General features: G+C 55.3%; 22 protein-coding genes (1 of these 22 running past the window's edge). 11 read left to right on the top strand and 11 right to left on the bottom strand.

Going from position 1 to position 18,771, the window contains the following annotated elements:
• From rsxC to ydgT, 5 genes are all read right to left on the bottom strand, one after another.
• Positions 1-2,346, bottom strand: the 5' portion of a protein-coding gene (gene rsxC, locus EC836_RS04085; protein WP_123330339.1) for an electron transport complex subunit RsxC. The gene continues 459 nt to the left of window position 1, outside the view; 2,346 of the gene's 2,805 nt are visible here — the first part of the coding sequence; the start codon lies at positions 2,344-2,346; the stop codon falls past the left edge of the window.
• The gene (gene rsxB, locus EC836_RS04080; RefSeq protein WP_123330337.1) at positions 2,339-2,914 is read right to left on the bottom strand and encodes an electron transport complex subunit RsxB; all 576 of its coding nucleotides are present in this window, start codon (positions 2,912-2,914) and stop codon (positions 2,339-2,341) included. The genes rsxC and rsxB overlap by 8 nt, the downstream gene beginning before the upstream one ends.
• Entirely contained in the window at positions 2,914-3,495 is a 582-nt protein-coding gene (gene rsxA, locus EC836_RS04075) for an electron transport complex subunit RsxA (protein WP_105594928.1), read from the bottom strand. Before rsxA ends, rsxB begins: the two co-directional genes overlap by 1 nt.
• A gap of 213 nt (positions 3,496-3,708) precedes the next feature.
• The gene (locus tag EC836_RS04070; RefSeq protein ID WP_123330335.1) at positions 3,709-4,149 is read right to left on the bottom strand and encodes a DUF2569 domain-containing protein; all 441 of its coding nucleotides are present in this window, start codon (positions 4,147-4,149) and stop codon (positions 3,709-3,711) included.
• Positions 4,150-4,258: 109 nt separating this feature from the next.
• Positions 4,259-4,474: a transcription modulator YdgT gene (ydgT, locus tag EC836_RS04065; protein WP_123330780.1), complete on the bottom strand. Its 216-nt coding sequence runs from the start codon at positions 4,472-4,474 to the stop codon at positions 4,259-4,261.
• Between the two features lie 458 nt (positions 4,475-4,932).
• Here ydgT and ytfQ point away from each other — a divergent pair, with 458 nt between their 5' ends.
• The 5 genes from ytfQ (at position 4,933) to EC836_RS04040 (ending at position 10,225) form a co-directional block, all read left to right on the top strand.
• A complete protein-coding gene (gene ytfQ, locus EC836_RS04060) occupies positions 4,933-5,889 on the top strand; it encodes a galactofuranose ABC transporter, galactofuranose-binding protein YtfQ (protein ID WP_123330333.1) in 957 nt (318 codons plus the stop codon).
• A gap of 53 nt (positions 5,890-5,942) precedes the next feature.
• Complete coding sequence (gene ytfR, locus EC836_RS04055) at positions 5,943-7,466, top strand: galactofuranose ABC transporter, ATP-binding protein YtfR (protein WP_123330331.1); 1,524 nt, start codon at positions 5,943-5,945, stop codon at positions 7,464-7,466.
• Positions 7,459-8,478 carry a galactofuranose ABC transporter, ATP-binding protein YtfT gene (gene ytfT / locus EC836_RS04050; RefSeq protein ID WP_123330329.1) on the top strand — a complete coding sequence of 340 codons (1,020 nt, stop codon included), beginning with the start codon at positions 7,459-7,461 and terminating at the stop codon, positions 8,476-8,478. The genes ytfR and ytfT overlap by 8 nt, the downstream gene beginning before the upstream one ends.
• Complete coding sequence (gene yjfF / locus EC836_RS04045; RefSeq protein WP_123330326.1) at positions 8,471-9,457, top strand: galactofuranose ABC transporter, permease protein YjfF; 987 nt, start codon at positions 8,471-8,473, stop codon at positions 9,455-9,457. Before ytfT ends, yjfF begins: the two co-directional genes overlap by 8 nt.
• A gap of 375 nt (positions 9,458-9,832) precedes the next feature.
• Positions 9,833-10,225 (top strand): cell envelope integrity TolA C-terminal domain-containing protein, encoded by a 393-nt coding sequence (locus EC836_RS04040; protein ID WP_123330324.1) that lies wholly within the window; start codon positions 9,833-9,835, stop codon positions 10,223-10,225.
• Between the two features lie 297 nt (positions 10,226-10,522).
• Here the strand turns inward: EC836_RS04040 and EC836_RS04035 are convergent, their stop codons facing one another.
• Positions 10,523-10,981: a hypothetical protein gene (locus tag EC836_RS04035; protein WP_123330322.1), complete on the bottom strand. Its 459-nt coding sequence runs from the start codon at positions 10,979-10,981 to the stop codon at positions 10,523-10,525.
• Positions 10,982-11,314: 333 nt separating this feature from the next.
• Between EC836_RS04035 and EC836_RS04030 the strand changes: the two genes are divergently transcribed.
• From EC836_RS04030 to EC836_RS04020, 3 genes are all read left to right on the top strand, one after another.
• Positions 11,315-11,923: a dTMP kinase gene (locus EC836_RS04030; protein ID WP_123330321.1), complete on the top strand. Its 609-nt coding sequence runs from the start codon at positions 11,315-11,317 to the stop codon at positions 11,921-11,923.
• Positions 11,924-12,027: 104 nt separating this feature from the next.
• A complete protein-coding gene (locus tag EC836_RS04025; protein WP_123330319.1) occupies positions 12,028-12,510 on the top strand; it encodes a glutathione peroxidase in 483 nt (160 codons plus the stop codon).
• Positions 12,511-12,591: 81 nt separating this feature from the next.
• The gene (locus EC836_RS04020) at positions 12,592-13,155 is read left to right on the top strand and encodes an NADPH-dependent FMN reductase (protein WP_123330317.1); all 564 of its coding nucleotides are present in this window, start codon (positions 12,592-12,594) and stop codon (positions 13,153-13,155) included.
• Between the two features lie 16 nt (positions 13,156-13,171).
• Here EC836_RS04020 and EC836_RS04015 read toward each other — a convergent pair whose 3' ends face one another.
• Positions 13,172-13,555, bottom strand: a complete 384-nt coding sequence (locus tag EC836_RS04015; RefSeq protein WP_123330314.1) for a GFA family protein — start codon at positions 13,553-13,555, stop codon at positions 13,172-13,174.
• 80 nt (positions 13,556-13,635) lie between these two features.
• Here EC836_RS04015 and EC836_RS04010 point away from each other — a divergent pair, with 80 nt between their 5' ends.
• Positions 13,636-13,911 (top strand): hypothetical protein, encoded by a 276-nt coding sequence (locus EC836_RS04010; RefSeq protein WP_233599101.1) that lies wholly within the window; start codon positions 13,636-13,638, stop codon positions 13,909-13,911.
• Between the two features lie 51 nt (positions 13,912-13,962).
• Here EC836_RS04010 and EC836_RS04005 read toward each other — a convergent pair whose 3' ends face one another.
• On the bottom strand, positions 13,963-14,526 hold the full coding sequence (locus EC836_RS04005; RefSeq protein ID WP_158612770.1) for a TetR/AcrR family transcriptional regulator: 564 nt from the start codon (positions 14,524-14,526) through the stop codon (positions 13,963-13,965).
• Between the two features lie 69 nt (positions 14,527-14,595).
• Between EC836_RS04005 and EC836_RS04000 the strand changes: the two genes are divergently transcribed.
• Complete coding sequence (locus tag EC836_RS04000; protein WP_158612769.1) at positions 14,596-15,231, top strand: glutathione S-transferase family protein; 636 nt, start codon at positions 14,596-14,598, stop codon at positions 15,229-15,231.
• A gap of 207 nt (positions 15,232-15,438) precedes the next feature.
• On the opposite strand, the gene EC836_RS03995 is transcribed toward EC836_RS04000, so the two are convergent.
• The 3 genes from EC836_RS03995 to EC836_RS03985 all read right to left on the bottom strand — a co-directional run bounded on the left by EC836_RS03995 (position 15,439) and on the right by EC836_RS03985 (position 17,158).
• Entirely contained in the window at positions 15,439-15,966 is a 528-nt protein-coding gene (locus EC836_RS03995) for a rhodanese family protein (protein ID WP_123330308.1), read from the bottom strand.
• On the bottom strand, positions 15,963-16,280 hold the full coding sequence (locus EC836_RS03990) for a helix-turn-helix transcriptional regulator (RefSeq protein ID WP_123330306.1): 318 nt from the start codon (positions 16,278-16,280) through the stop codon (positions 15,963-15,965). The genes EC836_RS03995 and EC836_RS03990 overlap by 4 nt, the downstream gene beginning before the upstream one ends.
• Positions 16,281-16,447: 167 nt before the next feature.
• Positions 16,448-17,158 (bottom strand): MgtC/SapB family protein, encoded by a 711-nt coding sequence (locus tag EC836_RS03985; protein ID WP_123330304.1) that lies wholly within the window; start codon positions 17,156-17,158, stop codon positions 16,448-16,450.
• 286 nt (positions 17,159-17,444) lie between these two features.
• Between EC836_RS03985 and EC836_RS03980 the strand changes: the two genes are divergently transcribed.
• A complete protein-coding gene (locus EC836_RS03980; RefSeq protein WP_370346564.1) occupies positions 17,445-18,767 on the top strand; it encodes an MFS transporter in 1,323 nt (440 codons plus the stop codon).
• Positions 18,768-18,771: the final 4 nt, after the last annotated feature.

Below are 18,771 nucleotides of genomic sequence, written 5' to 3'. Positions count from 1 at the left end.
CGCTTTCTTCGCTTTCGCGCGGGCGATGGCCGCAGCGATAGCGGCTTTGCGTGGATCTTCAGCGGCGGCCTGGGCAACAGGTTCCGCTGCTGATTCAGTGTCCGGTTCAGCTGCAACTTCAGGCTGCGCAACCGGCGTATCTGCAACCACGCTATCCGCCTGGGCTGCTTTCTTCGCTTTCGCGCGGGCGATGGCCGCAGCGATAGCGGCTTTGCGTGGATCTTCAGCGGCGGCCTGGGCAACAGGTTCCGCTGCTGATTCAGTGTCCGGTTCAGCTGCAACTTCAGGCTGCGCAACCGGCGCATCTGCACCCGCGCCACCCGCCTGGGCTGCTTTCTTCGCTTTCGCTCGGGCAATCGCGGCGGCAACGGCCGCTTTGCGTGGATCGACGTCGGCAGCTGGTTCAGCGACCGGGGCGGCAGCAGATCCAGGCTGCACAACCGGCGCATCTGCACCCGCGCCACCTGCCTGTGCGGCTTTCTTCGCTTTCGCACGAGCAATCGCGGCGGCAACGGCCGCTTTGCGTGGATCGACGTCGGCAGCCGGTTCAGCGACCGAAGCAGAAGCCGCTTCAGGCTGTGCAGGAGGTGCATCTGCAACCACATCACCCGCCTGAGCTGCCTGCTTCGCCTTAGCACGAGCAATCGCAGCCGCAACAGCTGCTTTGCGCGGATCTTCCGCCTGACGGGTTGCCGGTTCAGTGGCGGCCTGTTTCTCAGCCTGACGCGCTTTCGCCTCGGCCAGACGGGCATCACGCAGCGCTGCTCTTGCTGCATCGTCTGCCGGACGTTTGTTGGTTTCTACAGCGGCAACGTCGGCCGTTTCGCTCTGCTGCTGTTTCGCCTTCACGCGTTCACGGGCGGCATTCAGCGCATCGGCATCCGTCGTTGCCACGGTGCGTTTCGCCTGCTGATGCTTCGCCTCGCGCGCTTGCTTTTCACGCTCAAGGCGCAGCTGGCGGGCTTCAAAGCGTGCTTTCGCCTGCGCGTTACGTTCCGACTCCATATCGATGGCCTGGATTTCAGCCTTCTCCTGGCGGTAGTACTGCACCAGCGGGATGTTGCTCGGGCAGACATAGGCGCAGGCACCGCATTCGATGCAGTCGGCAATATTATGCGCACGCGCTTTATCGTGATCGCCGCCGCGGCTGTACCAGTAAAGCTGCTGCGGCAGCAGGCCCGCAGGGCAGGCATCGGCGCAGGCGCTACAGCGGATGCAGCCTTTTTCCGGCTCGCTGGCGCCCATCTCGCTGGCGGAAGGGGCCAGGATGCAGTTGGTGATTTTCACCACCGGCACGTCCAGCGACGGCAGGGTAAAGCCCATCAGCGGACCGCCCATGACCACCATCTGTTCGTTGCCCGGCTCGAATTCCGCCTGCTGAAGCAGATGGCTGATCGGCGTACCGATGCGGCCCCAGACGTTGCCAGGGCGCTTGACGGCTTCGCCGGTCAGGGTTACCACGCGTTCGGTCAGCGGTTCACCGTCGACCACCGCGCGCTTGACCGCAAACGCGGTACCGACGTTCTGCATCAGCACGCCAATATCGGTGGAGCGGCCGCCGTGCGGCACTTCCTTACCGGTCAGAATGCGGGTCAGCTGTTTGGCGCCGCCGGAAGGATATTTGGTCGGAATCACCCGAATTTGCAGATCGCGCTCGTTGCCGAGAGCCGCTTTCAGCGCGGCAATCGCTTCCGGTTTGTTATCCTCAATCCCGATCAGCACGCGTTCAGCGTTGAGGATCCAAGCCAGGATGCGGCTGCCTTCCAGCACTTCGGCGGCGCAGTCCTGCATCAGCCTGTCATCGGCGGTGATGTAGGGTTCGCACTCGGCGGCATTGATAATCAGGGTATTCACCCCGCGCAGGCCACCTCGCAGCTTGGTCGCGGTCGGGAATCCCGCGCCGCCCAGACCGGCAACACCGGCCTTGTGCACGCGTGCCACCACATCGCTGCGCTCAAGCTGGCGATAGTCACTGACCGTCAGTTTTTCACACCAGCGATCTTCGCCGTCCGGCTCGATAAAAATACACATCTCGGCCAGCGCCGAAGGGTGCGCGGTCATGTGCGGGGCGATTTTCGTTACCGTGCCGGACGTCGGGGCGTGGATCGGCAGCATCCGGCCATTACCAAAGGTCAGCGGTTCCCCGCGTAGAACCTTATCGCCCGGGCGCACCCTGATCTCACCTTCGCTACCGATATGCTGCTTCAGCGGCAGAATAAAGCGGTCGGGCAGCGGCAGCTGACGCAGCGGCGTGCCGTTCGACTGAGTCTTCATTTCCGGCGGGTGAATACCGCCTTCGAAGTCCCAGATTGCATCTTTTTTGAATCTTTTGAACAGATTAAGCATGACTTTCTACAGGAATAACCCTAACCGGGATGGTTTGCAGATCCCATTTCCAGTTGGCAGTGGTCGTTGCAACCGGACGCATTTCAATGCAGTCGGTCGGGCAGGGGGCAACGCAAAGATCGCAGCCGGTGCAGACATCGGTCAGCACGGTATGCATCGCTCGGGTGGCCCCGACGATGGCATCAACCGGGCAGGCCTGAATACATTTGGTGCAGCCGATGCAGTTGGCTTCATCAATCCAGGCAACCTTACGCTCCGGCTCCAGTTCGGCTTCATCACCCAGCGGCTGGGGATCGACGTTCAGCAGCGCCGCCAGCTTAAGCATGGTCTGCTCTCCGCCGGGGGCGCATTTGTTGATCATCTCGCCGCCGTTGGCCACCGCTTCCGCATACGGGCGGCAGCCCGGATAGGTGCACTGGCCGCACTGGCTCTGTGGCAGCAGGGCATCTATCTGCTCGACAATCGGGTCTTCTTCAACCTTGAAGCGGCGTGAGGCATAGCCCAGCAGCCCCCCGAAAACCAGGCTGAGGGCGCTTAATACGGCAATCGCAATCCAAATCGCCGTCATCAGAATTTAACCAGTCCGGTAAAGCCCATAAAGGCCAGCGCCATCAACCCGGCGGTCACCAGTGCAATGGAAGAGCCTTTGAACGGCGCGGGTACATCGGCCAGTACAAGGCGTTCGCGAATACCGGCAAACAGCACCATCACCAGCGAGAAGCCGAGCGAGGCGCTGAAGCCGTACAGCGCGGCCTGCAGGAAGGTGTGATTGAGGTTAACGCTCAGCAGCGGCACGCCCAGCACGGCGCAGTTGGTGGTGATCAGCGGCAGGAAGATCCCCAGCAGGCGGTACAGATCGGGGCTGGTTTTACGCACCACCATTTCGGTGAACTGAACGACCACGGCAATCACCAGGATATAGGCCATGGTACGCAGATAAACCAGATCGAGCGGCAGCAGGATCAGGTGATTCACCAGCCATGCGCAGATCGAGGCCAGGGTGATGACAAAGGTGGTGGCGAGTCCCATGCCAATCGCCGTTTCCAGTTTTTTGGAAACGCCCATAAAGGGACAAAGGCCGAGAAACTTCACCAGAACGAAGTTATTCACCAGCACTGTGCCAATAAAAAGAAGCAGGTAGTCGGTCATTCTTATGCCTGAAAAAAGAAGAAAGAGCTGATTTTGGCGACCCCAAAGGTCTGTACTGGCCACCGGCGGCGATCTTCACGCGGGTTTTCAGCGCTGCAGCTTAAAATTGCAGGGGTTTATTATCGGATATTGCCCGCCCGACCACAACCGTTGTGCGCTATTCAACGCCGTTATAGCGCACTCACGATTAAATTCTTGACGGTTTTTACAGCACTATTCAACAGTGAAGGTATTTTTTACCCGCTGCGAGCGCTTGAAGTAGGGAACCAGAATGCCCGCCGCTAGCAGGGCGATAAGCAGCGTCTGTACGGCGCGGCCATCGGCAACCGGTGCAAAAGCAAAGGTTTTCAGTGCCAGTACCACGGTAATTAACAGCCAGATGATGTAATGGCGGGGCAGGCGGCGGGATCGCTTGCAGAAAATCCACGTTACCCAGCCGGTATAAAACCACACCAGCGTGGACGTCAGCAGCGACAGTCCCCAGTTCATCAGTACCGAACTGTCCTGCACAAACAGCTGATGGCGCATGGCGGGATCGAACAGCGCACTGAGGTACAGCGCCATCACCAGAGCGCTGGTCAATAAGGTCATGATCAGCCAGGCCAGCGGTACCAGCAGCCAGCCTCCGATGCGGTTTTTGGAATCTACAGCCACGCGAAGTCCTCAATATAGCCAGAATGAATGCGATAATCTCGCACCAGCAGAAGCCAACTATACGGAAAAACACCAGCTGAATCACCAGGCTAAGACGGAATTAGCTGTTTTAAACAACATAGTGCCAGAGGGTTTTCGGCACGCAGCCGGGATCGAATAAGCGCCCGCCGGAAGCCAGTTCGGCGCGGCGATGATCGGCAGCACGATACATTAAGATGATTTCACTATCCTGGGTGAGCGTATAGTTGAGGTGATCGAAAAGTTTTTCCAAACTTTCAAGGTTGTTAACTTTGCGAAACTTTAACAGGTAGTCGTGAATGCTCATGAGGCCCATGTCGTGCAGCAGTAAGAGAAAATCAGTATATAACGGCTACTTACGGAATCCATCACCCGAATGTTAAAAAACATCAGTTTCGGAAAACTGATTAATTTTGTGCAAAACCGCGGTGTGCCGCTGATGAATCGTGAGAATCATCACAGTTCAGGATAATTCTTAACCTGCAATTCACGCCGCGCAGAACGACAGAACTTCACGCGGTGCTGTAATCGCTTCCAAATGCCCACTCTGCAACCGCTTCTGTTTATTACACTTATTTAACCTGATTTTCATTTATTGCAGGCGAAATATCCATATCTGTCGGGATGATTTTTGCGACGCAAACTGCCTAATCTCTTTGATTTTTAGCGTTTTGTGAGCGTTGTCGAATATGTTTTCTTACGAATAGTCCAGGATTTAGTTGCAGTTACCCTATACGGCAAAATCCCATCAGAGGAAAAATGATCATGTGGAAGCGTTTACTCTTACCAGTTCTTATCGGCGCGAGCCTGTCTGCCCCCGTGCTGGCTGAATCAATGACCGTCGGCTTCTCTCAGGTTGGCTCCGAATCGGGCTGGCGTGCAGCAGAAACCAGCGTGGCAAAAACCGAGGCGCAGAAGCGCGGCATTACACTGAAAATTGCTGATGGACAGCAAAAACAAGAGAACCAGATTAAAGCGGTGCGCTCGTTTATTGCCCAGGGCGTGGATGCCATCTTTATCGCACCTGTCGTACAAACCGGCTGGGAACCGGTGCTGGAAGAAGCGAAAGACGCCAAAATTCCGGTCTTCCTGCTCGACCGCGCCATCGTGGTGAAGGATAAATCGCTGTATCAGGCGGTCGTCACCGCGGATAACGTCTATGAAGGCAAGCTGATCGGTGACTGGCTGGTGAAAGAGCAGGCCGGCAAACCCTGTAATGTCGTCGAGCTACAGGGCACCGTCGGTGCCAGCGTGGCTATCGATCGTAAAAAAGGCTTTGCGGAAGCCATTGCCAACACCCCGAACATTAAAGTGATCCGTTCGCAGAGCGGCGACTTCACCCGCAGTAAGGGTAAAGAAGTGATGGAGAGCTTTATCAAGGCAGAGAACAACGGCAAAAATATCTGCATGGTTTACGCACATAACGACGACATGGCCATCGGCGCCATTCAGGCAATTAAAGAAGCCGGACTTAAGCCGGGCAAAGATATCCTGACCGGATCGATTGACGGCGTGCCGGATATCTACAAAGCCATGCTGGCCGGTGAAGCCAACGCCAACGTTGAGCTGACGCCAAATATGGCCGGACCGGCCTTTGACGCGCTGGAAAAACTGAAAAAAGACGGCACCGTGCCGCCTAAAATCATCAAAACCGAAACCAAACTGTTCCTGCCTGCCGATGCACAGGCACAGCTGGATCGCAAAAAAGGTATGGGTTACTGAGCCACGTGCCGCTCCACCCGGAGCGGCTTTTTTCATGGTTTGAGGCGCAGCGTATGACCATTAACTCCCCTTCTGCAACGCTACTGGAAATCAGCGGCGTCAGTAAATCCTTTCCCGGCGTGCGTGCGCTGGATAATGTTTCCTTTGAGATCCGCCCCGGCGAAATTATGGCGCTGCTGGGTGAGAACGGCGCGGGGAAATCCACGCTGATTAAAGTGCTGACCGGCGTGTATCAGCGCGATACCGGTTCAATTACGCTCTCCGGACAGGCCATCAATCCGCGCAACACCGCCGAGGCACAGGAGCTGGGCATCGGCACCGTTTACCAGGAAGTGAACCTGCTGCCGAACATGTCGGTGGCGGACAATCTGTTTATCGGCCGCGAGCCAAAGCGTTTTGGGCTGATCGATCGTAAAACCCTGAACCAGCGCGCGGTGAAACTGCTTAATGATTACGGCTTTGAGCTGGACGTTACCCGTCCGCTGGGTCACTACTCCGTCGCCATGCAGCAGATTATCGCCATCTGCCGCGCGGTGGACCTCTCGGCGAAGGTGCTGATCCTCGACGAACCGACCGCCAGCCTGGACGCCAGCGAAGTGGAAATGCTGTTCACCCTGATGAGCCAGCTGCGGGCAAAAGGCATGAGCCTGATTTTCGTCACCCACTTCCTCGACCAGGTGTACCGCATTACCGACCGCATCACCGTACTGCGCAACGGCCAGTTTATCGCCACGCGTGACACCCGCTCACTGCCGCAGATTGAGCTGATTAAGCTGATGCTGGGCCGCGAACTGCTGGAAACGGCGCTTCAACGTGCGGGCAGCACGCTGCGCAGCGACACCCCGGTGGTGGAGTTTAAAGACTACGGCAAAAAAGGCACCATTGAGCCATTCAGCCTGAGCGTACGCCCTGGGGAGGCCGTCGGCCTGGCGGGTCTGCTGGGATCGGGACGCACCGAAACTGCCGAGCTGCTGTTTGGCATCAGGCGGGCGGATTCAGGCAAGGCATTTATCAAAGGCAAAGCGCAGAATATCCGCACTCCGGCTCAGGCTTCCCGTTTAGGGATGGGCTTCTGCCCGGAGGATCGTAAAACCGACGGCATTATCGGTGCCGCTTCGGTACGGGAAAATATCATTCTGGCCCTGCAGGCACAGCGCGGTTGGCTGCGGCCAATCAAGCGCCGCGAGCAGCAGGAAATCGCCGAGCGCTTTATTAAAAGCCTGGGCATCCGCACGCCGGACGCCGACCAGCCGGTTGAGCTGCTCTCCGGCGGCAACCAGCAGAAGGTTCTGCTCTCCCGCTGGCTGGTGACGCGTCCCCAGTTTCTGATCCTCGATGAGCCGACGCGCGGCATCGACGTCGGCGCGCACGCTGAAATCATTCGCCTGATTGAAACCCTCTGCGCCGACGGCCTGGCGCTGCTGGTGATTTCATCTGAGCTGGAGGAGCTGGTCGGCTACGCCGATCGGGTGGTGATCCTGCGCGACAGACAGCAGGTTGCTGAAATCCCGCTGGAACAGCTGTCGGTTGCCGCCATCGTCAACGCTATCGCGGCAGGGGGAGAACAGCATGCTTGAGAGCCATTTGCTACCGGGGAAAACGCCGATGTTGAAACGTAAACTACCGCCGGGACTGCCGCAGATTGGCGCGCTGATCCTGGTGCTGCTGATCGACAGCATGGTGGCAAATAACTTCTTTGCCATTCATCTGCAGGACGGGAGGCTGTTCGGCAGCCCGATCGATATTCTTAACCGCGCCGCGCCGGTGGCGATTCTGGCCATCGGCATGACGCTGGTCATTGCCACCGGCGGGATCGACCTGTCGGTGGGGGCGGTGATGGCCATCGCTGGCGCAACGGCCGCGACAATGACCGTGGCCGGGCACAGTCTGCCGGTGGTCATTCTGGTGACGTTAGGCAGCGGACTGCTCTGCGGGTTATGGAACGGCGTACTGGTGTCGCTGCTGAAAATCCAGCCGTTTGTCGCTACGCTGATTCTGATGGTCGCCGGGCGTGGCATCGCCCAGTTGATCACCCAGGGGCAGATCGTCACCTTTGACAGCGATGCGCTGGCCCGTCTGGGCAGCGGCACGCTGTTCTTCCTGCCGGTGCCGCTGTGGATCACCCTGGCGCTGGCGCTGGTGGTCTGGCTGCTGACCCGCAAAACCGCACTGGGCATGTTTATCGAGGCGGTGGGCATTAACCTGCGCGCCGCGCGTAACGCCGGGGTTAACGGCTGGCTGGTGGTGATGAGCACCTACGTGCTGAGCGGGCTGTGTGCCGCGGTGGCCGGGCTGATCGTGGCCGCGGATATTCGCGGCGCGGACGCCAACAACGCCGGTCTGTGGCTGGAGCTGGATGCCATCCTCGCGGTGGTCATCGGCGGCGCTTCGCTGATGGGCGGCCGCTTTAATCTGCTGCTGTCGCTGATCGGCGCGCTGATTATTCAGGCGATGAACACCGGCATTCTGCTTTCCGGCTTCCCGCCGGAGCTGAACCAGGTCGTGAAGGCGGTTGTGGTGATGATTGTGCTGCTGCTGCAGTCGCCACGCTTTATTCAACTGTTTAAGAGAGGGCCGCGCGGTGGTTAAACGTCATCTTCCGTTAATGATAACCCTGCTGGTTTTTGTGGCCGGTTATCTGTTCTGCCTGAGCCAGTTTCCCGGTTTTGCGTCCACCCGGGTGATTGCCAATATCCTCACCGATAACGCGTTCCTCGGCATTATCGCCGTCGGCATGACCTTTGTGATCCTCTCCGGCGGTATCGATCTGTCTGTCGGGGCGGTGATTGCCTTTACCGGGGTGTTCCTGGCGCGCGCCATCGGCGATTTCCACCTGCATCCGTTTGTCGCCTTTGGGCTGGTGATGGTGATGGGGTCGGCCTTTGGCGCCTTTATGGGCTGGCTGATCGATGCCTTAAAAATCCCGGCCTTCATCATCACCCTGGCCGGCATGTTCTTCCTGCGCGGCTGTAGCTATCTGGTGGCGGAAAGCTCACTGCCTATCGATCACCCGCTGTACGCCACGCTGTCGTCACTGGCCTGGAAAATCCCGGGCGGCGGGCGGCTCAGCCTGCTGGCGCTGATTATGCTGATGGTGGTGGCGCTGGGGATTTTGCTGGCCCACCGCAGCCGCTTCGGCAGCCAGGTGTATGCCATCGGCGGCAGCGCCACCTCGGCGAAGCTGATGGGGATTTCCACCCGCAGCACCACGGTGCGGGTTTATATGCTCTCCTCCGGTCTGGCGACGCTGGCGGGCATTGTCTTCTCTATCTATACCTCCGCAGGCTATGCGCTGGCGGGAATGGGCGTGGAGCTGGATGCCATTGCGTCGGTGGTGATCGGCGGCACGCTGCTTTCCGGCGGGGTCGGTACGGTGCTGGGCACGCTGTTTGGCGTGCTGATTCAGGGGCTGATTCAGACCTGGATTAATTTTGACGGCACGCTGAGTTCCTGGTGGACCAAGATTGCTATCGGCGTGCTGCTGTTTGCCTTTATCGCGCTGCAGCGGCTGCTGACGGTAATGTGGGATCGGCAACAGAATGCGCCGGTTAAGCGGTTGAATACCTGATAGTCAGGGTTTGCCGGGGGCTGCGGTAGTTGGGTGACAGTCGATGGCAGGTGGTCAGATCGCGGTGAGTTCCGGTATCTGGCCGGCCATTACGGGCAGATCGCCGGGTCGCCGTAGATACTTCCCTGTAGGCTTGGCTGCCGCATCCGTGCGGCAGACACCCGGCTAACCTGTCCCGTAACGGTCGGCCTTTTATATTCCGAGTCGCGGATTTTAAAGGCAACATGATTGGGGATAAATCCAAACTGTTTTTAATCCTCCCGTATATTGAAGATACAAAACCAGCTGACAATATGGCGCGGATGGTGATAACAATGTAAAAGTGTCTCTGTTCAGGGTATGGCAATCAGAGTGGTTGGATTGGGAATAAATCAGATGGTAAAAAAAACGCTAATGCTGGCAGGATTCGCCCTCGCGATAATGGCTTCCACCCCGTCCTATGCTGCTGACGAGCCGAAAGCTACGGCTGCGGGAAGCTGCGATTCTGGCAGCCTGAACGATCGGAGTGAGCGCGGCGAACAGGTGCGGGCCATTGAGGCGGCAATTAATGCCCGGATTACCGAACCGCAGCGCTGGAAGGGTAAGCAGTGCCGTATACAGTTGAAATTTGCCCGGGATGGTATGTTAGTACAAGCATCAACCAGTGACGGTGACAAAGCCTATTGCGAAGCGTTAGTCTTCGCGGCGGCAAAAGCGAAATTCCCTGCCTTTACCCATCCTGAAATCTTCCACGCCTGTAAAAATACCAGGCTTGATATGCGCGGCTAGCGCCGTCACAAAACGGTGTCAGGGCAGCCTTTGCTGATTCAAAAATGACCTCGCCGCGCTGTTAAACACTTCGGGCCGATCGAGCATCACAAAGTGAACACTGTTAGCGATTCGCGTGAAATGGATGTCTGTTACGGTGCCGTTGGCCCGACGATACATCGCATCCACGCTGGCCGCTTCGCTCTTGGCTAAATGTTTAAGCTCAGCGGTTTGAGATTAGAGCGGGGTGCCTACGGTCGCAAGCCGCCCCTTTTAAATAAACACGCTGAGATTGATGAGTGAAAAGGGCGAGATCGTTTATTCGTTCCAGGTTTTTTCACTGTGCTTCATGACATTCACTTTCCGGCTCTCAACGATCCTTTTTTCTCCAGATTTTGACGTTTCTAATTTATCAAAAACCAGAGTGATATCCGCATCTTCAAGTCTGTTTGGGATGATATCAATAACCTCAAACCGCGCCTGATCGGGTTTGACCTCATCATCCTGGATCTTAGCGGTGAAAACAGCGGGCGTTTGCGGTTTCAGTATCCAGCGGGTCTCATCCGTTACGGGTAAACGCACACGATTGACGTCACCCTGCAGTGAATGGAACAGGCATCCGTCTTTTGTTTCACCTTCCGCGGCACAAAGGGGTTGTTTGGCAGCAGGGCGCATTGCGTTAGGCACCGCGAATTCATAATGTTCATGCGCGGCAAACGAAGAAAGGCTGATAAGGGAAAGTGCAGATAATAAAAGCAGCGAGCGTGAGTTTTTCATATCGAGTCCACGTAAAAAGGCACCAAAAAAACAAGGGTATTACTCTTTGATTTTACAGGGCAATGACGGTCAACCGCCCGGCGATAAAACTATACCGCGTAATGACCGTTCGTACACGAACTAATGATACATACAATTCTTGCCCCCCTGTCGGGGAGAAAATGCTTGAGTGTTTATCCGTGTCTGTTTATAAGAGCCAGCTGTGCTGTTCGCGTTAAAGCGTCAGCGATTCCAGCAAGCAAGACGGGTGGTCAGCTGTTTAGATAAAGGAAGTCAGATGCGTTTGCCAGATTCGAGCCTTACAAAAACCGTTCATCAACCCTCTTTAAAAGTATGAGTCGTCCGCTGTTAGTTACTCTGGATGGACCGAAGGGCACCGGTAAAACCACGCTGTTAGAAGCCGTGACGAAGGTATTAAGGGCAGACAATAACAAGGTGATCCGGCTTTGCGAAAAAAAAAGCGATCCCTTCAGGGCGGAAACGATGGCCCTGGTCAACAAGCTTGCCCGAAATCCCTCCCTCGATCTGGAGCGGGAAGTTTGTGCGCGCTTTGCCGACAGCCGCGCCTGGATCTCTCAGCATGTGCTGACGAAACAGCCCGCGGACACTATTATCCTGATGGATCGCTGGTACCCGTCGGATGCCGCCTTTCGCCGCATGGTTCCCTTTGCCGAGATTCTACAACTGAACATGGAACGCAACGTGCGAACGCCAGATCTGCATATCGGGGTGGTGACGGCGCCACAAATTTCATGGGCGAGGGCAGCGGCACGATCCCGTGGGCTGGGCAGTACGGTGATGCTAAAACTGGAAGAACATATTGCCTGCACCCGGGCATTCGAGCGGGAAGTTGCCAGCCACGGCTGGATTTTATGCCGTAATGAAGGAACCATTGATGAAGCAACCCTGCAGGTGGTTTCTGAAATCTACAGCGTGCTTTGACACCCTGTTATCGACATCAAGCCAGCCTTGCGCCATATGCCGTTGCCGCAAGGCACTGCGCGGCAATATCGATGTTGAACACGTTCTGATATGAGGATGACGATATGACCCCTTTTCATCAACTCACTGCCACCAGTCTGCAGGGACAGCCTGTCTCTATGGCCGACTACGCGGGCAAACTGGTGCTGGTGGTCAATACCGCCAGCCGGTGTGGCTTCACGCCGCAGTACGCAGGTCTTGAAGCGCTCTACAAAAAATACGCCGACCAGGGGTTGATAGTGCTGGGGTTTCCGTGCAACCAGTTTGGTAAACAGGAACCCGGCGGAGCCGACGACATCGCGCAGACCTGCCACGTTAATTACGGCGTCAGCTTTCCAATGTTCGCCAAGGTGGAGGTTAACGGTTCCGCCGCGCATCCACTGTTTCGTTACCTGAAGGATGAATTGCCCGGCGTGCTGGGTGGGCGAATTAAGTGGAATTTCACCAAGTTCCTGGTCGGGCGCGACGGCAAGCCGCTCAAGCGTTTTGCACCCATCGCCACCCCGGAGAAAATGGAAGCTGTGATCCAGGCGGCACTCAAAATTTAAGTCTCTCAATGGTTTGAATTATTTACGGTTGATAATGCAGATTTTTTAGAACCTGTTTTTAAAATTTCAAGGCGTGTTCTGATGAATGATGGAAAATATGTATTGGGCATTTCTGGCAGCCTTCGTGCGGCTTCGCTGAACAGCGCTTTTTTACGGGCAATGTCTCTTCATTGTCCGGCAGGAATAACGTTTGAAATATATGACTCCCTTGACAAAATCCCTCTTTTTAATGTTGATGATGAATCTGCGCAGAACCCTGCGGTTGAACACTGGCGAAATGCGCTTTCCCGGGCAGACCTGGTCTTATTAGCCAGCCCGGAATATGCACATGGTGTCACCGGAGTTATAAAAAATGCACTCGACTGGATTGTCAGTAGTGGAGAGTTGCTGGATAAGCCTTTGTCATTGCCTAACCTGTCTGTTCGTGCCCATCTGGCACATTCCCAGCTTTCAGAAATATTAAACGTTATGGGCGCATTACTTCACGAAGAATGCTGCCCAAGAGCAACGCTTGAAGCGCCTTACACACTTCCTGATGCGACAGAATTTACACTGGTTGAAAACGCAGGAATAGGCTCAAGAATAAATGATTTATGGAGAAACATAGAGTCGGTAATTACAAGCACAAAAACCATAACCATCTAAAATAAATGGAATTATTTCAGTCAACGGAATCAGGCAGGATGGTTCTCCACCACACCGGCTTCATATCTTGAAATGAGTGTGACTGAGGCGAAAACAAGGCGCGCTCGTTGTGGTCAAAAATCCCGCTGAGCAAAGCGATCGCCGGACTGTCATCGATAGCGCCGACTGAGGAACCACACCGGGCGCAAAATGCTCGGGAGGAAGCCGCGGATGAGCGGAACAGGGAAGGCACGCCCCCTTCGCCAGTCCATTCAACATCATCCGAGTGGAATTCAAGCCATACCGCGGTCTGACAGCCAGAATGCTTCTGGCACAGGTCGCAGGAGCAGGAATGAGCGGAAGAAGGGTTCACCGCGTTAAATCTGATAAACCCACATAAACATCCACCGGACAATTTCATATCCACAGCCGTCGCTCCCTTATTAACGCTTAGAAAGTGATAAAGATAGCACCGTTCACACCAGAATTTTCACCTGGCTGATGGTCCTGTTTGGTCTGGGTCTGGGTCTGGGTCTGGCGGTCGGCAACTGGCTGGGTGGCCGCTTCGCGGATCGTTCGCTGTTTGGTACGCTTTACGTCACGCTCATTGCACCGGGGATCGTGCCTGGGTCCGGCGGGGCGACCATTGCTGCCGGATTTGGCCTGGTGTCACACGGCTGGGCGGGCGCAGTTCTGTCGTTTATTGCTCTCGGGCTGGCCTTCCTGGCCTGGCAGAGCGCGCGCAAAGGCTACATTCTGAATGCCGGTTCATGCTGAATCATAAAACATAAAGCCGGCTTCATATTGCATAACGTTAATTTTTCCGAATTATTCATCTTCACTTAACATCATGGCTATCAAAACCCTGACTGATTCACCCGGAGAATCGACGGCTTTGATGTAGGTTTGCAAAGCAAAGCCGTCCAGTAAAATTAAGATTTGATCTGCCAGCTGTTGTCGATTGATGCGGCCCGGATTTAAACAATCGACAATAAGCTGCCTTAACTGTCTTTTATACTTTTGTACGATATGGAAAATTTCCCCATCTGGCTCAGCAGATTGAAATAAGGCATGGTTCATTGGGCAGCCACGCTGGGACGCTTTTTGCGCAACAGCGTGATTGAACAATGAAATAACTTTTTCCTGTTCGCTTCCAGATTCCGATATCATCTGTCGGCACATCTCAAGGATCTCTTCCGCGACCCGTTGATAAACTTCAGCGATAAGTGCGTCTTTCGATGGAAAATTGTTATACAACGTCATCTTAGCTAAACCAGCCTCAGCGGTTACATCGTTAATACCTACATTGGCTGTGCCATTTCTCATAAACAGATGCTTAGCCGAAGAAACTAAGGTCTCTCTGCCTGCGCCCCGAGGCGTCTTCTCTTTCATTTTTGCACTCTTGACAATATGATGACCTGAAAACATGATAGACCGGTCTACCTATTAATGGAAGTTTTTATGCACAACATCAAATTCTGGTTCTCACGTGGTTCATGTTCGTTGGCGACTCATACCCTGCTTCATGAATCGGGGCTGCCGTTCACCCCGGTCGAAACCTCCGTTCAGAAGCAGGAGACTCAAAGCGCCTCTTTTGCCAGGATTAACCCCAAGCGGCGCGTTCCGGTACTGTCTTTCGATGATGCGGTAATCACCGAAACGCCCGCTATAGCGCTCGCTATATCGCAATGGGTGCCGAATAAAAGCCTGCTGGGCGTGAGCGAGTTAGATAAAGTTCGCGTGCTGGAATGGATGTGCTGGCTATCAGGCGAGGTTCATGGTCAGGCATTTGGCGGATTATTCAGACCACAACGCTTCACTGACGATCCTGCTCTCCATGAATCCATTCAGACAAAAGCCAGGCTGCGGGTGGCGGATGCTTTTAAAACCATTGAGTCGAAGCTGGGCAATGCGTTTGCCGTTGGCGAATCGTTAACCGTCGTAGACCCTTATTTACTGGTGTTTTTCAACTGGGGTAACGAGATTGGCTTTGAGATGAAAGATGAATATCCTACCTATGCGGACTTTTCACTCAGGATTGCGGCACATCCCTCCGTCATTAAAGCGCTCAACGATGAGACGTCAGGAATGTTTTAAACAATAAGCCGTCCGCTGTTTGTTACTCGGTTAATAACTTAACATGTAACGCAATGTGCGAACGGCACACCTGCATGATGCCTTTACCCGGGCGTTCGAGCGAATCCTCAAAACGCCTGGATATCATGCCGTAATGAAGGGACCGTCAAAGACGCGATGAGGCAGGTGATTTCTGAAATCGACAGTGTGCTCTTATAGCCTCAACGTCTATTTATCAGGTCTGTTCCACGGCATTTTTAACAGCAAACTCGCCATCCCGCAAATGCCGCTTACGCCTGCGAAGAGTAAACCTGCACCGACCAGGCCTGCCAGTAAAAAAAATCGGCTATCCAGGGTGTATCCCAGCACAACGCCGATAAGAATGAGGGTGCCTGCAATAATCTGCACCTGCCTCATAACGGGCAGCGGCTGTTTTTTGTCTTCAGCAGTCGGGAGATGCGCGCTTTTCCAGGCGTTAATGCCGCCGGCCATCAGGTAAGCCGGCGCAGGTCCTGCTGCTTTCATCAGCGCATCGGCATTCTGGACCGTTCGCATTCCAGCCAGACAGTGAAAAATAACGGGCTGTTGATCTGCCGCCTCTATGGATTTACCCGCTGTGATATCGCTAAGCGGAAATGAATGTGCGTTCGGGATGTGCTCACGCAGGAATTCAGAGCGGTCGCGGATATCAATGAGCATGGCCCCTTGATCGATCAGTTTTTTAGCTTCCTGCGGTGACACGGATTGTGGCGTCATTTGAAACCCTCCGGACAGTAAATGTCTTTTAACGTGGATACGACTTTTCTGACCGCGTCGTTTTTAATGAAATAGTTCACTCGTTGCGCGACCCTTGCCGACTCTATCAACCCGTCTTCTTTCATTTTCGCCAGGTGCTGAGAGGTGGCAGAAGGGGTCAGGCCGGTCAGTTGCCCCAGCTCACCTGATGAGGTTCCGGGGCGATCGATGAGAATGCAGAGGATCAAAAGTCGATGGCTGTTGCTCATCGACTTAAGTAGCGTAGTCGCCAGTAAGGCGCTTTCCTGCAGTTGAAACAATGGGCTATCGTTCATTTTATTACTTTAGCATTCTCTAAATTTAGAAAACTCTAAAGCATACAATCAACATACGCAATGGATGGATTTGCGATTTCACAGAGACCTGACTCAAATGCCTTTACTGGAAATAGGTGATTACTGGAATCGAACTGGGAATCTGAATCAGGGAAAACACAGCCTCATCATCTCAGCGTATTCGCCCGCCAGGTGGCGTAGCCGATATGTTCCAGCCGCTTCAACTGCTCCACCAGTTTGTCCAGTTCGGCGGCGTCGACCTCCGTACTGATCAGGGTGATTTCAATCTCCACGTTGGTGCTGTCGGTTACCACGGTTTCAATATCCGCCGCTGGATAACGGTGCTCTTCCAGAAATTCCTGCAGGGCATCGCGTACCCTGCCGGAAAACTGTCGCGGCACCGTAACAAGGATAACGTATTCGGCTTCAACGCTGTCGGTGTCGGCGCGGTTAATAAAGTTAACCAGCGGGCGCAGTAGCGTATTGCCCGCCAGAATAAACACCGTTAATAACGCCGCCTCGGGGATGCGGTCCACGCCGGTACAGGCTCCGACGGCCGCCGAACACCAGAGCGTCGCGGCGGTATTTAATCCGCTGACGTTGGCGCCTTCTTTCATAATCACCCCGGCGCCGAGAAAGCCGATGCCGGACACCACATAGGAGATCACTCTCACCGCCTCTGTGCTGCCGGCGATGGAGTCGGCGAGGTCAACAAACCCCGCGGCGCCGATGGCAACCAGCACGTTGGTTCGCAGCCCCGCCGTGCGCTGGCGAAACTGGCGTTCTGCGCCAATCAGTGCACCGAAGATAAAAGCAAAAAAGTAGCTGAGAAAGGTGTTTGCGATCCCAGAAAAATCAAAGTGTTCAACGAAGTTCATGCCGGTCCCTTAGCAAAGGTGGAGTGTCGGGAAGGAGAGTATAAAAAAACCGTATGAATTTTTCGTTGTGGCGTAGCGATTTATTTAGGTGCTGTTGGGATTAAGTACCGGGTCGCGCGATGGTTTTTCATGAATGCTTCACTATATGAAGCAATTTTGCGATTCGTTTTTTGATTCGCTTCACGCAATCCCCCCCTGACAGCGCAGCCGCTAATCAAAAACCCTACGCTAACTTTCATGACATGACGCGTCTTCCTCGGCGCGACGTTTATCCTCTGGAGGTCGTATGGAGAGTTCAGACCGCCGCTATGGCGTTGAGTACAGGGCGGCAGAAACCGCAGGCCCGCCAAAAAGCACGGCCAGAATCATGATGGCCGCCGGGATTGGCCACTTTATCGAGTGGTTCGATTTCGGCTTATACGGCACGTTAGCGGCGATTATCGCCAGTAACTTCTTTATCAGTGACGATCCGGCTACCGCGCTGCTGAAGTCCTTCGCGGTCTTTGGTTCCGGCTTTTTAATGCGCCCGCTGGGGGGCTTATTTTTTGGCTCGATGGGTGACCGACTGGGGCGGCGCAAAGTGCTGGTCACGGTGATTGTCATCACGTCCATCTCGACCTTCGTGATGGGGATACTGCCCACCTGGCATCAGGTCGGGACAATTGCGCCGGTGCTGTTGGTGATCACCCGCCTGGTGCAGGGTTTCGCGGCGGGGGGGGAAAGCTCCGGCGTGATTACCTATCTGGCAGAAAGCGCAAAGCCGCACCGGCGCGCCACGCTGACCTGCTGGAGTGAAAACTTTAGTTTTATGGCGTTCGTCTGCGGCTCCGGCCTGGTGCTGATGTTGACCTACTGGCTGGGAGAAGCGGCGATGAACGACTGGGGCTGGCGCATTCCGTTCCTGCTGGCCGCACCGCTCGGGCTGGGTGGCTTATATATGCGCCGCAACATGGAGGACTCGGCTGAATTTCACAAACTGAAGGCGAGCGGCAAACTCGAAAAGTCACCGCTGCGCACCGCGCTGAAAACGTCCCTCTCCGCGCTGCTGTTCTGTACCGGCTTCGTGGTGATTAAAGCGGTCAGCAGCTGGGTGCTGCAATCCTTTATGCCCGGCTATCTCTCCACGCATCTGCACTACAGTCGCACCGATTCCTATCTGATCACCACGCTGGGCCTGCTGAGCGTAGCCATCTGCATGCCGATTACCGGTTATCTGTCGGACAGATGGGGCCGGCGGCCGCTGATGCTGATGGGCTGCGCCGGATTCATCTTGTTCACGTATCCCGCGATGTTGCTAATGACCCAGGGTTCGGTGGGCAGTTCCATCGCCGCGATGAGCATGCTGGGCGTCTTTGTCGCGCTGTTCAACGGCGGCTGCGGTGCCGCGATGGTGGAGCTGTTTCCCACCGCGATACGCTATGGCGGCATAGCCATGTCCTACAACCTCACCGTGGCGCTGTTTGGCGGCGTCACGCCGCTGGCTTCCGCCAGCCTGATCACCTTTACCGGCGATCCGCTTTCACCCGCCTGGTACGTGATGATCACCGCGCTGATCTCGTTTATTGCGGTGTGGTTTGCCAAAGAAACGGCCGGGAAAGTCCTGGATTAATCAA

The sequence above is a fragment of the Erwinia sp. JUb26 genome, assembly GCF_003751505.1.
Taxonomy (GTDB): Bacteria; Pseudomonadota; Gammaproteobacteria; order Enterobacterales; family Enterobacteriaceae; genus Erwinia.
Note: the sequence above shows the minus strand (reverse complement) of the source record. Positions and strands in the feature narration are given on the sequence as shown.

Excerpts from the sequence above, each read along its gene's own strand:
- EC836_RS04000 (WP_158612769.1), top strand. The coding sequence starts at position 14,596 with ATGCACAACATCAAATTCTGGTTCTCACGTGGTTCATGTTCGTTGGCG.
- EC836_RS04005 (WP_158612770.1), bottom strand. The coding sequence starts at position 14,526 with ATGAAAGAGAAGACGCCTCGGGGCGCAGGCAGAGAGACCTTAGTTTCT.
- ydgT (WP_123330780.1), bottom strand. The coding sequence starts at position 4,474 with ATGAGCATTCACGACTACCTGTTAAAGTTTCGCAAAGTTAACAACCTT.
- EC836_RS04040 (WP_123330324.1), top strand. The coding sequence starts at position 9,833 with ATGGTAAAAAAAACGCTAATGCTGGCAGGATTCGCCCTCGCGATAATG.
- ytfT (WP_123330329.1), top strand. The coding sequence starts at position 7,459 with ATGCTTGAGAGCCATTTGCTACCGGGGAAAACGCCGATGTTGAAACGT.
- rsxB (WP_123330337.1), bottom strand. The coding sequence starts at position 2,914 with ATGACGGCGATTTGGATTGCGATTGCCGTATTAAGCGCCCTCAGCCTG.
- EC836_RS04015 (WP_123330314.1), bottom strand. The coding sequence starts at position 13,555 with ATGAAATTGTCCGGTGGATGTTTATGTGGGTTTATCAGATTTAACGCG.
- ytfR (WP_123330331.1), top strand. The coding sequence starts at position 5,943 with ATGACCATTAACTCCCCTTCTGCAACGCTACTGGAAATCAGCGGCGTC.
- EC836_RS03985 (WP_123330304.1), bottom strand. The coding sequence starts at position 17,158 with ATGAACTTCGTTGAACACTTTGATTTTTCTGGGATCGCAAACACCTTT.
- EC836_RS03995 (WP_123330308.1), bottom strand. The coding sequence starts at position 15,966 with ATGACGCCACAATCCGTGTCACCGCAGGAAGCTAAAAAACTGATCGAT.
- EC836_RS03990 (WP_123330306.1), bottom strand. The coding sequence starts at position 16,280 with ATGAACGATAGCCCATTGTTTCAACTGCAGGAAAGCGCCTTACTGGCG.
- EC836_RS04025 (WP_123330319.1), top strand. The coding sequence starts at position 12,028 with ATGACCCCTTTTCATCAACTCACTGCCACCAGTCTGCAGGGACAGCCT.
- EC836_RS04020 (WP_123330317.1), top strand. The coding sequence starts at position 12,592 with ATGAATGATGGAAAATATGTATTGGGCATTTCTGGCAGCCTTCGTGCG.
- EC836_RS04010 (WP_233599101.1), top strand. The coding sequence starts at position 13,636 with ATGGTCCTGTTTGGTCTGGGTCTGGGTCTGGGTCTGGCGGTCGGCAAC.
- ytfQ (WP_123330333.1), top strand. The coding sequence starts at position 4,933 with ATGTGGAAGCGTTTACTCTTACCAGTTCTTATCGGCGCGAGCCTGTCT.
- EC836_RS03980 (WP_370346564.1), top strand. The coding sequence starts at position 17,445 with ATGGAGAGTTCAGACCGCCGCTATGGCGTTGAGTACAGGGCGGCAGAA.
- rsxA (WP_105594928.1), bottom strand. The coding sequence starts at position 3,495 with ATGACCGACTACCTGCTTCTTTTTATTGGCACAGTGCTGGTGAATAAC.
- EC836_RS04035 (WP_123330322.1), bottom strand. The coding sequence starts at position 10,981 with ATGAAAAACTCACGCTCGCTGCTTTTATTATCTGCACTTTCCCTTATC.
- EC836_RS04030 (WP_123330321.1), top strand. The coding sequence starts at position 11,315 with ATGAGTCGTCCGCTGTTAGTTACTCTGGATGGACCGAAGGGCACCGGT.